Source organism: Vibrio tetraodonis, assembly GCF_003350295.1.
In the GTDB taxonomy this organism is placed as follows: Bacteria; Pseudomonadota; Gammaproteobacteria; order Enterobacterales; family Vibrionaceae; genus Vibrio; species Vibrio tetraodonis.
Window position 1 is genome coordinate 152695 of sequence record NZ_QLYY01000007.1, and the last position, 13019, is coordinate 165713.

The following is a 13019-nucleotide window of genomic DNA, read 5'->3' on the forward strand; positions in this document are numbered from 1 at the left end:
ATGTAACCCCCCCATGGAAACATGGGGGTTTTTGGTAGATTAGATCTCTCTCGTGTCTTCGGCAATGGTCACCTTTATTGTTTGTTCCTCACCTTTTCTTAGGATGAGCACATCTACAACGGTCCCGGGGCGGAGCTCAGTTACAATGTCCATAACACTTTGCCTACCATTAATCTTATTGCCGTCAATTTTAAGAATAATGTCTTGTGGTTCAAATCCGGCGTCTTCCCCTGGGCCGTTAGGATCGACACCAAGTACAACAATACCTCCCATATGCTCGTTGCCTAAAAGGCGAGAAGTGACAGAAGTAATGTCTTGTCCATCAATTCCAATGTAGCCTCGAATTACTCGGCCATCAGCAATGATCTTTTGCATGATTTTGTTGGCCAATGCATAGGGGATAGCAAAAGAAATACCATATGTTTCAAGTTCGGTAGCCTGTTGGAAAGAAGCAGTATTGATACCGACTAACTCTCCACGAGTATTTACTAAAGCTCCTCCAGAGTTGCCGTCATTGATTGCCGCATCGGTTTGAATAAATGCTTGGCGTCCTCCAGTACTGATTGATGAGCGTCCAGTCGCGGAAATGATACCAAAGGTTGTGGTTTGACCTAAATTGTAGGGATTACCAATCGCTAATACCACATCTCCTACAGTCGGAGAATATTCTGGGTTTAATGGAATAACCGGTAAGTTGTTACCTTCTACACGCAGGATAGCGATGTCTGTTCGTTTGTCGGTGCCAACTAGCTGGGCGAAAGCGACTCGACCGTCTTGCAGTGCAACAACCACTTGATCGGCTTGTGCCACTACATGATAGTTAGTAATTATGTATCCCTTATGGCTGACGATTACTCCAGAGCCAAGGCTTTGGGTCTGCAGCTTTGAGCGGTTACCCTCAGCATACTTCCTACTATAGATATTGACGACTGCCGGAGCTGCTTTGCGAACGGCACTGTTGAATGAGATCTCTTGTGCTGATGTGATATTGTTTCCACCCGCAAAATCGTCAGAGAGAATATTGGTCCTAAGGGAAGGTATTGCTAATAGCAATAACAATGCCGTTGCTAAGCCTAACCCAATTGAACGCAACAAAAATTGCAGCATAGCCTCGCAACCACCTTAAAATTGAGACAAGTGGCGAAAGAATAGCATTAGATGAGAAAATAATAAAAGGATGGTAGAAGATACTACCATCCTTTGACACAAAGAATGGATGTCTCTAGCGTACGACGAGGTAAATTGTACGTTCTCCTCGCTGAATATTGAGAGCTAGTACACTTGGCTTTTTATCAAGTAATTTTCTAAACTCGGCTAAGTTCTTAACGCGTTTACGGTTAACGCCGATGATAATATCGCCTTTTTGAAGCTGGTAAGTTGCCGCTTGTGAGCCTTTTTCTACAGAAGCCACTTTAACGCCTTGAACAGAATCACTTGAGGTTGTGTTGGTTAACTCTGCGCCAGATAATCCTTCATGGAGTTTATCTGCTGATGCTTTCATGTTTTGCTGCTCACCCAATGTAACGTCATAGTTTTCTTTCTTTCCGTCACGAATGATACCAAGTGAGACTTTTTTACCGGCACCTAAAGTCGCCACTTTAGCTCGTAATTCACTGAATGAGTTAATATTTTTGCCGTTTACAGACACAATTACATCGCCAGCTTTTAGCCCGGCTTTATCGGCAGCGCTGTCTGGTACAACCTGACTAACGAAAGCTCCCTTGCTCGACTCATAGCCTAAAGCATCCGCGAGCTCAGATGTAATTTCTCCTCCTTGAACACCTAACATGCCTCGTTTAACTTCGCCAAATTCTAGAATTTGATCGGTCAGATTGGTCATCATATTAGAGGGGATTGCAAAACCAATACCAACGTTGCCACCGCTAGGACCCAAAATAGCCGTGTTGATACCAATCAGCTCACCTTGCAAGTTCACCAAGGCTCCACCTGAGTTTCCGCTATTAATGGCAGCGTCTGTTTGAATAAAGTTTTCGAAGTTTTCGATATTAAGTCCACTGCGTCCTAAAGCAGAAACAATACCTGAGGTGACAGTCTGTCCCAAACCGAAAGGGTTACCTATAGCAACAGCAAAATCACCCACTCGTAAAGAGTCGGAATCTGCAATCTTAATTTCCGTTAAATTTTGCGCTTTTTCGAGTTTTAGGAGCGCAACATCGGACATCTTATCGCCCCCAACGAGTTCAGCACCATATTCTCGGCCGTCATGAAGTTTGACTCGAATTTTTTCCGCTCCATTGATGACATGATAATTGGTGACGACATAAGCTTTATCTGCATCAATGATTACCCCTGAACCCAATCCTCTAAATGGGCGCTCTTGCAGCTGTTCTGATGGGAATTCTGGCCCGAAAAAGAAACGAAACTGCTCTGGAATTCGCTGCTTAGAAACTTGAGTTCCTTCAACTGCAATGCTGACAACAGCAGGGGTTACTTCCTCCAGCATAGGGGCAAGGCTGGGTAGCTGTTGACCAGAAACGACAAGGGGAAGGGCTGCTGTTGCTTGTATTGGTGTGATGATTGAACTTAAGCTTAAGGAAAGAACGGATAAAGCAAGCAAAGGTTTTTTCATCTGATAACTCCTAGTTTTAGTTAAGGCCTGAGACTTAATATTTGTGTAAAAAATAAGAAATCAAACGACACTTACGGGAATTATGACTAAAAAACCTTTACAAAGTTCACTATGAGCTGTTTGAACTTATGATGCTTCAGCCGCTATAGCCTGATCGGCGCTGAGTTGCTGTTTTTTTTCTTCCTTGAGTAAGCCCGTTGAACCAGAGGCATAATCCTTTGGCGCTTCACTTCTAACTGAAGATGTTTTTTCAGTGGGTGCTTTGGTTGAAGCATCCGACTGCTCAGCGACTTTCTTGCTAAACGGATTATCCTGTTCAGGAAGGCTAGGTAGTAGCTCAGAAGATGTCTTAGCCATATGTTGATACAGTTTGGTGTATTCTTTACCTAAAGAATCCAGCATATCTGCCGTTTTAGCAAAGTGGTCTGTGAGATCTTGCTTTTGCTGTTCAAGTTCGAACTTTGCATTTTCTAAATCTTTTTGGATGGTTTTTTGCTTTTTGTATCCCGGAGTAGTAATGCGCGAGATGATGATGCCTAAAACCGTACCAATAAGCAAACCTACGAGGGCGTAAATCCAAAGCATATTCGCTCCTTATCATTGTTATTTAACATGTTTTTCACCGAACGGTTACACATGCTTAGTGACATGTTACTATGAGAGGCCAAGACGATAAAGAAAAATGCGTGTGCACTGCATAGCAGTTTGTCTTCTTTTAAAGCATTTGAGTAAAGTAATGACACCATTAGATACCTATACCCGAGACATTAAACAACACGGTTTTCAGCAAGATGACGCGCAGCTCAAAGCGGTTCAATCTCTAGATAAGCTTTATCATGATTTTATAGAATATGTGAGCAATCCAGTCGTCAAGAAAACTAGATGGAAACGTTGGTTCAGTAAAACTCAAGCTCAGCATGCAGCACCTAAAGGGCTGTATTTTTGGGGAGGAGTAGGGCGCGGGAAAACGTATTTAATGGACACATTTTTCGAAGCTTTACCCTGCGAAAAAAAGATGCGTGTACATTTCCATCGTTTTATGTACCGCGTTCATGACGAGTTAAATTCTCTGGGTGAGGTGAATGATCCGTTAGAACTTGTTGCTGATAAATTTAAATCTGAAGCGGATATTATTTGTTTTGATGAGTTCTTTGTTTCAGATATTACCGATGCCATGATTCTTGGTACTTTGTTTCAGGCATTATTTCGGCGTGGTGTAGTCTTGGTTGCAACCTCGAATATTCCTCCTCAAGACCTCTATCGAAATGGTTTGCAACGAGCTCGCTTTTTACCTGCTATCGAACTCATTCAAGCAAATTGTCAGATACTCAATGTCGATAGTGGAATTGACTATCGACTTAGAACATTGGAGCAAGCCGAAATTTATCATTTCCCTCTCGATGAACAAGCGAGTATTAACCTTGGCCGTTACTTCGAACAATTGGTAGGCGAGAGCAAACAGGGAGAGACATGCATAGAAATCAATCATCGGCAGATAAATATCGTTAACTCTTATGAGGGAGTACTTCATGCAACCTTCGAGCAACTTTGTCAATCAGCGAGAAGTCAGAATGATTACATTGAGCTATCACGAATCTACAATACAGTCCTACTTGCAGATGTGAAGCAAATGGGGCGGTTAACTGACGATGCTGCGCGCCGTTTTATCGCGTTAGTGGATGAATTTTATGAGCGTAATGTTAAATTAATCATTTCCGCAGAAGTGGCTTTGGAAGACTTGTATACCCAGGGACAATTGGAGTTTGAGTTTCAGCGTTGTCAGTCACGTTTGATAGAAATGCAAAGTCATGATTATCTAGCTAAAGAGCATTTAGCATAAAGGAGTGAAGGTATTTGCTATGACAAGAAAAAAAATCGACTTTTTTGCTGAAAAGAGGTGATTTTTTCAACTGACTTCTCTATAATCCTGCGACCCACCGTTACTGCAGACCAAGTCCTAACGGATTTAGGGTCGAGAGTGCCAACCACTCGAAGGGGTGATGACTGGGCTCTTAGTCAGTGGGAGCAATGCTCCTTAAGTGTAAATTTTAATTAACGGGTTATTATTAGCATGAAAACTTTCGTTGCTAAACCAGAAACTGTAAAACGCGACTGGTACGTTGTAGACGCTGAAGGTAAAACTCTTGGTCGTCTAGCAAGTGAAATTGCATCTCGCCTACGTGGCAAACATAAAGCTGAGTACACTCCACACGTTGACACTGGTGATTACATCATCGTTGTGAATGCGGAGAAAGTTACTGTAACTGGTAACAAGGCTAAAGGTAAGATTTACCATCGCCATACTGAGTTCCCTGGCGGTCTTAAGTCAATCAGCTTTGAGAAGCTTATTGATCGTAAGCCAGAGATGGCGCTTGAGCTAGCAGTTAAAGGTATGCTACCACGTGGTCCTCTAGGCCGTGCTATGTACCGTAAGCTGAAAGTTTACGCTGGTGCTGAGCACAACCATGTTGCTCAACAACCACAAGTACTAGACATCTAATCGGGGATTTCGAAAATGGCAGAGAATCAATACTACGGCACTGGCCGTCGCAAAAGCTCAGCTGCACGTGTTTTCATCAAACCAGGCAGCGGCAACATCGTAATCAACAAGCGTGGTCTTGATGAGTACTTCGGTCGTCCAACTTCTCGTATGGTTGTTAAGCAACCTCTAGAGCTAGTTGAACTTACTGAAAAGCTAGATCTATATGTTACTGTTAAAGGTGGCGGTATTTCTGGTCAAGCAGGTGCTATCCGTCACGGTATCACTCGCGCTCTAATGGAGTACGATGAGTCTCTACGTCCAACTCTACGTGCAGCGGGTTACGTAACTCGTGATGCTCGTTGTGTTGAGCGTAAGAAAGTTGGTCTACGTAAAGCACGTCGTCGTCCACAGTTCTCCAAGCGTTAATCTTTCTTCAAGGTTATTTCCGGTATATCTATCGGAACTTGGTACCCAAAGCCTGGCTTTTTGTCAGGCTTTTTGTTTTCTATCCGTAAATACCTCTCTTTATATCCGTCTTAATAACATATTTTCTGCTAATCTTTCTTTTGTGAGCGAACGGGCTATTTACTTGACGCTTGTTGCAAAAAGGTACCTTTATCTTGTCAAAAAGTAGGGTTTTAATTATCATTTGCCGTCAAATACATACAACTAGATTCGTATTTTTTAGCCATGCTCTGTAATAGGAATAATAATAATCCAAAAGGAGCAACTGGGAGAATGTTTGGATGAGCAATGCGCCTTTAAATAACGGTCGCAGACGTTTCTTGACCGCTACAACTGCCGTTGTAGGGGGTCTCGGAGCTGCTGCTGTCGCCGTTCCTTTTATTAAATCTTGGAGCCCAAGTGAGAAAGCAAAAGCTGCGGGTGCCCCTGTCGAAGTTGAAATCGGTAAGCTTGAAGAAGGACAAATGGTTCGCGTTGAGTGGCGTGGTAAGCCAGTTTGGGTTGTTCGCCGAGCGCAGTCTATTGTTGATGGGCTGAAGAATATTGATGGTCAACTTCGTGACCCATCTTCAGGAGAAGAGCAACAGCCCGATTATGCACAGAATGCTTATCGTTCTATAAAACCAGAGTTCTTTGTTGCAGTCGGAATATGCACTCATTTGGGTTGTTCGCCAACTTATTTACCGGACACTTTTAGTGAACAAGTCCAAGGTGTGAAGTCAGGGTTCTTTTGCCCATGTCACGGCTCTAAGTTTGATATGGCGGGGCGTGTTTTCCAAGGCGTACCTGCTCCTTTGAATCTTGTTGTTCCCAAACATATGTATATCACGGATACCAGAATCATTATCGGTGTTGATGAAGAAGGAGAAGCATGATGCAATCTCTACTTGATTGGGTGGAAAAACGCATACCCGCGATGAATGCGTATAAAAAGCACCTCTCTGAATATCCGATGCCAAAGAACTTCAATTTCTGGTATTTGTTCGGCTCATTGGCGATGATTGTCCTAGTCAACCAGATTTTGACAGGTATCTGGCTAACGATGAACTATGAACCGTCAGGTGATGGTGCATTCGCCTCTATTGAATACATTATGCGTGATGTTGAGTATGGGTGGCTGCTGCGCTATATGCATTCAACGGGTGCCTCTGCGTTCTTTGTGGTTGTATATCTGCATATGTTCCGTGGTTTGATCTATGGATCCTACCAAAAGCCACGTGAGCTGCTGTGGATCTTCGGCATGTTGATTTTCCTTGTGTTGATGGCTGAAGCCTTTATGGGATATCTATTACCTTGGGGGCAGATGTCGTATTGGGGAGCTCAGGTCATCATTTCTTTGTTTGGCGCGATTCCTGTGATTGGCGACGATCTGACGCTTTGGATTCGTGGTGACTATGTTATCTCGGGTGCAACGCTAAACCGTTTCTTCGCACTACATGTGATTGCGTTGCCAATTGTGTTGCTATTACTTATCGTCTTGCATGTTTTAGCTTTACATGAGGTTGGTTCAAATAACCCTGATGGCATTGAAACTAAGCTGCCCAAAGGCACCATGGGTGATGACTATAAAACCCAGTTCAAATTCCATGATGATTATGTGAAAAAGTATGACATTATAGACAGCATACCTTTCCATCCATATGGCACAGTGAAAGACTTAATTGGAATCGCTGGATTCTTATTCCTGTTCTGTTATGTGTTGTTCTTCAATCCTGAAATGGGGGGGTATTTCTTAGAACCACCTAACTTTGAAGCTGCTAACCCTCTGAAAACACCGGAGCACATTGCGCCAGTTTGGTACTTTACACCTTTTTATGCCATCTTACGTGCGGTTCCAGATAAACTGCTTGGGGTTATCGCTATGGGGGCATCGATAGCTGTCCTATTTGTTCTACCCTGGTTGGACCGCTGTCGAGTACGTTCATATCGCTATCGCAGTAAGTTCCATTTGTTTAATATCATCCAATTCACGATCAGCTTCATTGCTTTGGGTGTGCTTGGTGCGCTTCCAGCGACACCGACATACACGTTGCTAGCGCAGATCTTTAGCGTAGCTTATTTTATGTTCTTCGTTCTGCTGTACTTCTACAGTAAGAATGAGGCGACTAAGCCACTACCAGAAAGGGTGAACTTCAAATGACAAAATGGATTGTAACTTTATTTGTAATGCTGCCCTCTCTGGCGATGGCAGCAGGAGCGAACGTGCCTTTGGATAAAGCGAATAATGATTTGAGTGACCAAGCTTCGTTACAAAATGGTGCCAAGTTGTTTATGAACTACTGTTTTGGTTGCCACTCGTCTCAATATCAGCGATACGAACGTGTGGCAAGAGATATAGGTATCCCAGTTGAATTACTCAAAGAAAATTTGATTTTTGATCCGAATGCTAAAGTTGGCGACCTGATGGAAAACGCCATCCCAGATAAGGCGGCTGCCAAATGGTTTGGTGCGACGCCTCCTGATCTCACTTTAGTTGCTCGTGTACGCGGTGTAGATTGGTTATATACATATCTTCGTTCGTTCTATGAGGACCCTTCTAGGCCGTTTGGTGTAAATAACATCGTATTCCCTAGCGTAGGTATGCCTCATGTATTAGAAGAGCTCCAAGGTATTCCTAGCCCCATTTATGAAACTAAGGTTATCGATGGCCAAGAGCATAAAGTGGTTGTAGGCACCGAAACTAATGGCAAAGGGGAACTGAACCAAGAGGAATATGATGATGCAGTTCGTGATCTAGTTAACTTCCTCGAATACTCGGGCGATCCGGTTAAATTAGAACGTCATGCTTTAGGTTGGTGGGTAATGGCTTTCTTAGTTATTTTCACTATAGTTGTTGTCTTGCTTAAGAAAGAATATTGGCGCGATGTCCATTAATTGTGCTAATATGCGGTGCTAATTCCAAATTTTATTGTTGATAATGGAGGCTTAGCCTCCATTATTTTTTATATCTGTATGTGTGCTGGAGGGCTCCATGGCTGTAGCTGCCAATAAACGTTCTGTGATGACTCTATTTTCAAGTGCATCTGATATGTATAGCCATCAGGTCCGTATCGTCCTGGCTGAAAAAGGTGTAAGTGTTGAAGTTGAATTAGTCGATGAAGTAAACCTTCCTGCTGAATTGATTGAACTTAACCCTTATAAATCAGTACCCACTCTAGTTGATCGTGAGCTGGCGCTATACGACTCAAAAATCATTATGGAATACTTAGATGAGCGATTCCCTCATCCACCCTTGATGCCTGTTTACCCCGTAGCGAGAGGAAACAGTCGTTTGATGATTTACCGTATTGAAAAAAATTGGTACACCTTGGCAGAAAAAATTGCCAATGGTAATGCTGATGAAGCTGAAAGCGCTCGCAATAAGTTGCGTAACGATTTACTAACACTGGGTCCAGTCTTTGCCGAGTTTGAATACTTTATGAGTGAAGAATTTAGCTTGATTGACTGCTATCTTGCTCCTCTATTGTGGCGTTTGCCTCAGTTAGGTATTGATCTTGTTGGTCCTGGCTCAAAAGAACTGAAAGTTTACATGAATCGTGTATTTGAACGTGATTCATTCTTAGCGTCTCTAACAGAGGCTGAGCGCGAAATGCGCCTGAGTCGTTAACTTAGGGAGCAAAATGGACATCGCAAACATGACGCCACGTCGGCCATATATGCTGAGAGCATTCTATGATTGGCTAGTTGATAATGAATTAACCCCTCATCTAGTGGTTGCTGCTACCTTGCCAGGAGTCCGTGTACCAGAGGAATTTATTCAAGATGGACAAATTATTTTGAATATTGCTCCTCGAGCGGTAGGTAATCTAGAGTTAGGTAATGAGGCTATCACCTTTAATGCTCGTTTTTCTGGTCGCCCGCATAGCGTAATTGTACCTCTTTATGCAGTGCAGGCTATATATGCGCGTGAAAACGGCGCTGGGACTATGTTCGAACCGGAGGATGCTTACGACGAGGAGCGGATGGGGCTTGATGATGATTTCTCATCTGTAGAAGAACACGATGCTGAAAGTTCTGGCCTTTCATTGGCAACAGAGGTTACTGATGATGATCCGACGCCTGATGATGAGCCGCCTAGGCCTAAAGGGCGCCCAAGTCTTCGAGTAGTAAAGTAATAAAAAAGCAGCCTGAGCTGCTTTTTTATTAGTTGCTGGTTTTAAATGCTTTGATTACTTGCTTTACGCCGGAAATGTTTCGGGCAACATCGACAGCAACATCCGCTTGTTCTGGTGTCAGATAGCCAAGTAAAAAGACTTCTTTATCTTCTGTAATCACTTTCACTTTGACGCCATTAAGCTTTTCATTGGTGAGCAAGGCTGATTTGACTTTAGTGGTTATCCAGCTGTCATGACTAATTTGGCCAATAGATAGAGGTGCTTTGATCCGAACTTGATTGTGGATTTTTTCTACACCTTTTATCTTTTGAGCTTTAGAAATGAAGTTATCAAGAAGTTCAGAGTTACTTGCTTGGCCTATTAAAACAACAGTACCTTCATAGGAGCTGGCTGAAATTCTTACCTGATGCACAAAAGGTGCCTTATTCGCTATGCCAGCAACCTCAAATTCGATATTGTTGTCATCCCAAATTTCTTGTGTGGTACGCGTATCCGTGACTATGTTGGCCGTGGTTGCCGCACCAGCGACAAAAAGACCAGCACAACCTGTAGTGCCTAATAGAGCGCAGCTTATAAGTAATGTGCATAAATATTTCATGAGTTATTCATCGTGAGCCGGAAATAAAACTTGATCGATAAGATCGCACAAGCAGTGAAGTGTCACCATATGCACTTCGTGAATTCTAGCTGTTCTGTGAGATGGAATCCTAATTTCGACATCATTATCACCCAATAGACCTGCCATTTCACCGCCATCTTTACCTGTAAATGCAATGATAGTCATATCGCGAGTTACGGCAGCTTCCATAGCCTTGATGATATTTTTGCTATTACCACTGGTTGATATTGCCAGAAGAATATCACCTGCCTGACCAAATGCTCGGACTTGTTTTGAAAAAATTTCTTCGTAGTGGTAGTCGTTAGCGACGGCTGTTAGTGTGGTATTATCTGCTGTTAGAGCCATGGCAGGCAAGCTAGGGCGCTCAGTTTCAAATTGGTTGAGTAGGCATGATACAAACTGTTGAGCATTGGAAGAAGATCCTCCATTGCCACAACATAATATTTTATTGCCATTGAGTAAGCTAGTAACCATTGCTTGTGCAGCGTGAGTGATGGCATCAGGTAATGCCTCTGCCGCTGCAATTTGAATCTGAATACTTTCTGTAAAGCTGTCTTTAATGCTGTCTAGCATTGATTATCCTTGAGTTATTGCGTTTTTTATCCATTCGATTTGTTGGCCGTGTTGGTGAATGGCTATAAGATCAAATCGAAAGTCAGTAGTATGAACTGATTTACCCTGTTTCATCAACCATACATTGGCTGCTTTGATGAGTTTGAGCACTTTACTCTGGTTCACGGTTTCTGCAGCATGACCAAAATATTGGCTTGAGCGATAGCGCACTTCAACAAACACTATGCTAGCGCCATCTTGCATGATTAGATCGAGTTCACCTCCCTTTACATGGAAGTTCTTTTCGATACTCGTTAGCCCTTTGCCAATCAGAAACCGCTCAGCCAAAGCTTCATAATGTTCACCACTTTGTCGTTTATTCCACTTGTCCATATTCAGCCCAGCTTATCTCACGTTGTACGACGCAGTCTGAGCTGAGACTTAGCAGTCCAGTATTTCCTTGCAATGTATAGCCTTCGACTACTTTCATTTGTGGAAGTTGCTCCATCAATAAATAAGCGTCCATACCAAGAGCTTGTAAACGTTTTTCTGAATTTGAGTCTTTGGGCCAAAGTAGATCCATTTGCGCTTCAAGTGACTCATTAGGCTGAACAAGCAATGGTATATCGCTATACATTACACCTGACAAATCCTCATACTGTTGACGTCCGCTGTTACTGCGTGAATTAGAAAATAGCTTAGGTGGAGCAGTGTCCGGGTTAACTGCTACTTCAATAAAAGGTTTGATTAAGGTCAGTTCAGCATTCCCAGCAACAATATAGACAGCATCTATATCACGTCTACTACGTGGCTGGGTTTTGAGAGGGATATTAAGCAGTAATTCCATTTGTGCGATGTGCTGCTGGCTTTCCTGCAAACCAAATACTTTGTTGATGTCTTTTTGAAGTTGGCGTTTATCTCCGAACAAATTAACCGCAACGTGATTATTGCTATGCTTTTTCCACTCTTGCTCAAAGGCTTCGACAACGCGCGTACCTAAGCTTCCCTGAGGAGCCAAGAGCAGTGGGTAGCGATAACCTTGTGAATATAAATGTTTTGCTGCCTGAGAAACCTCTTGCTCAGGAGAAAGCGCAAGGTAACAAGTATTATTCCCGTTTTCCAAGTTATCTGGAATGTTGAGTGCGAGTGTTGGTAAAGGTTGTGAGAAACTAGACTGTGCTTGGGTGAGCTTGTCTATATTGCTTTTTATTAGTGGCCCTACAACGAAGTCGATACGTTTCTCTACCAGGGTTTGTTCTAGCTGCTCAACTGTAGTGTTGTTGGTGTCAATAATAGTCAGACTGGCGTTTTCATCACGCTGAGTGTCGTTCATCATCTCCAGAATGAAGCCGTCACGGATCAGTTGTGCCTGTTTAGAAAATTTTCCTGATAATGGGAGTAGTAGAGCAGTGTTTACAGGCTTAGTTACTTCTAGGTTGAGAAGATCAATAATTCCTGACGGTGTATATAGCGCGGCAGGGTGATTAGGGTTTTCTTCGAGCCACTTTTCAAGGGTATTCTTTAACTGGGCAAGATTAGCAGATAAGGTTTTTGTGTAGATAGATAACTGCAACCAACCATCTAAAACTTCTTCATCACGGTTAGCGGTAAACTCTGTGATCTGATATTGGTTATATTGACTTAAATTGTCCCAAATACTTTGAGAGATACCTTTTTGTTGTGAAAGTTGTGCGTATTTAGCCGAGGCGACCAGCTCCCTAGCGGCTTCAAAGTAATTAGCCTGCCTGTTGAATAATTGGGCTCTCACTTGATGATAGGTTTGCCATTGAACGTCTGCTAACTTCCACGAAGCATCGAAGTTTAAGTTATTCAAGGCTTCATCATACTGAGCTTGTTTAATTAATAATTCTGTATGTGCTAGTTGCCACTCTGCTTGTTGCATGTGAGAAAGATCTTGTCTAGCTAAGCGACGGATGAGTAAATCACTTTGAGTGTAATCATTGGATTTTATTGCAGCTTTCAGTGCCATGATTAGCCAGTCATTTTGAATATTGCCTTGACTGCTGTCAGCCCGCATAAGGTAAGTTCTCGTTGATTGATTTGGAGAAAGGGTGATATCAACGTTTGTTTGCTTAGATGGTGCCGTAGAACAAGCTGTCAAAATGATAGCAAGGGCTACAGGAGTCAATATGCGTGTTACACTGCGTCTCTTGTGGTTATTCATAGCCATGAGTT

Annotated in this window: 15 protein-coding genes; 8 read left to right on the top strand and 7 right to left on the bottom strand. The window is 42.8% G+C overall.

The window, feature by feature from the left end; genetic code table 11:
• Positions 1–39: 39 nt before the first annotated feature.
• The 3 genes from degS to zapG form a co-directional block, all read right to left on the bottom strand.
• A complete protein-coding gene (degS, locus tag DPF90_RS04405; RefSeq protein ID WP_114785076.1) occupies positions 40–1107 on the bottom strand; it encodes an outer membrane-stress sensor serine endopeptidase DegS in 1068 nt (355 codons plus the stop codon).
• A gap of 115 nt (positions 1108–1222) precedes the next feature.
• Positions 1223–2590 carry a DegQ family serine endoprotease gene (locus tag DPF90_RS04410; protein WP_114785078.1) on the bottom strand — a complete coding sequence of 456 codons (1368 nt, stop codon included), beginning with the start codon at positions 2588–2590 and terminating at the stop codon, positions 1223–1225.
• Positions 2591–2716: 126 nt separating this feature from the next.
• On the bottom strand, positions 2717–3175 hold the full coding sequence (zapG, locus tag DPF90_RS04415; protein ID WP_114785080.1) for a Z-ring associated protein ZapG: 459 nt from the start codon (positions 3173–3175) through the stop codon (positions 2717–2719).
• Positions 3176–3326: 151 nt separating this feature from the next.
• Here zapG and zapE point away from each other — a divergent pair, with 151 nt between their 5' ends.
• From zapE to sspB, 8 genes are all read left to right on the top strand, one after another.
• Positions 3327–4430: a cell division protein ZapE gene (gene zapE, locus DPF90_RS04420; protein ID WP_114785082.1), complete on the top strand. Its 1104-nt coding sequence runs from the start codon at positions 3327–3329 to the stop codon at positions 4428–4430.
• A 231-nt stretch (positions 4431–4661) separates the two neighbouring features.
• Complete coding sequence (gene rplM, locus DPF90_RS04425; protein WP_114785084.1) at positions 4662–5090, top strand: 50S ribosomal protein L13; 429 nt, start codon at positions 4662–4664, stop codon at positions 5088–5090.
• 15 nt (positions 5091–5105) lie between these two features.
• Entirely contained in the window at positions 5106–5498 is a 393-nt protein-coding gene (rpsI, locus tag DPF90_RS04430; protein ID WP_114785086.1) for a 30S ribosomal protein S9, read from the top strand.
• A 320-nt stretch (positions 5499–5818) separates the two neighbouring features.
• Positions 5819–6412, top strand: coding sequence for a ubiquinol-cytochrome c reductase iron-sulfur subunit (petA, locus tag DPF90_RS04435; protein WP_114785088.1), 594 nt, complete (start codon positions 5819–5821; stop codon positions 6410–6412).
• The gene (locus DPF90_RS04440) at positions 6412–7677 is read left to right on the top strand and encodes a cytochrome b (protein ID WP_114785090.1); all 1266 of its coding nucleotides are present in this window, start codon (positions 6412–6414) and stop codon (positions 7675–7677) included. The genes petA and DPF90_RS04440 overlap by 1 nt, the downstream gene beginning before the upstream one ends.
• The gene (locus tag DPF90_RS04445; RefSeq protein ID WP_114785092.1) at positions 7674–8411 is read left to right on the top strand and encodes a cytochrome c1; all 738 of its coding nucleotides are present in this window, start codon (positions 7674–7676) and stop codon (positions 8409–8411) included. The genes DPF90_RS04440 and DPF90_RS04445 overlap by 4 nt, the downstream gene beginning before the upstream one ends.
• A gap of 97 nt (positions 8412–8508) precedes the next feature.
• Positions 8509–9144 carry a stringent starvation protein SspA gene (gene sspA / locus DPF90_RS04450; RefSeq protein ID WP_114785094.1) on the top strand — a complete coding sequence of 212 codons (636 nt, stop codon included), beginning with the start codon at positions 8509–8511 and terminating at the stop codon, positions 9142–9144.
• A gap of 13 nt (positions 9145–9157) precedes the next feature.
• Positions 9158–9652, top strand: a complete 495-nt coding sequence (gene sspB, locus DPF90_RS04455; RefSeq protein ID WP_114785096.1) for a ClpXP protease specificity-enhancing factor — start codon at positions 9158–9160, stop codon at positions 9650–9652.
• A 28-nt stretch (positions 9653–9680) separates the two neighbouring features.
• Here the strand turns inward: sspB and DPF90_RS04460 are convergent, their stop codons facing one another.
• From DPF90_RS04460 to DPF90_RS04475, 4 genes are read right to left on the bottom strand one after another with little or no spacing between them, the layout of a single operon-like run.
• Complete coding sequence (locus DPF90_RS04460; protein WP_114785097.1) at positions 9681–10250, bottom strand: BON domain-containing protein; 570 nt, start codon at positions 10248–10250, stop codon at positions 9681–9683.
• 3 nt (positions 10251–10253) lie between these two features.
• Positions 10254–10844, bottom strand: coding sequence for a phosphoheptose isomerase (locus tag DPF90_RS04465; RefSeq protein ID WP_114785099.1), 591 nt, complete (start codon positions 10842–10844; stop codon positions 10254–10256).
• A gap of 3 nt (positions 10845–10847) precedes the next feature.
• Complete coding sequence (locus tag DPF90_RS04470; RefSeq protein WP_114785101.1) at positions 10848–11216, bottom strand: YraN family protein; 369 nt, start codon at positions 11214–11216, stop codon at positions 10848–10850.
• Positions 11200–13014 (bottom strand): penicillin-binding protein activator, encoded by a 1815-nt coding sequence (locus DPF90_RS04475; protein ID WP_114785103.1) that lies wholly within the window; start codon positions 13012–13014, stop codon positions 11200–11202. The genes DPF90_RS04470 and DPF90_RS04475 overlap by 17 nt, the downstream gene beginning before the upstream one ends.
• Between the last annotated feature and the right edge of the window lie 5 nt (positions 13015–13019).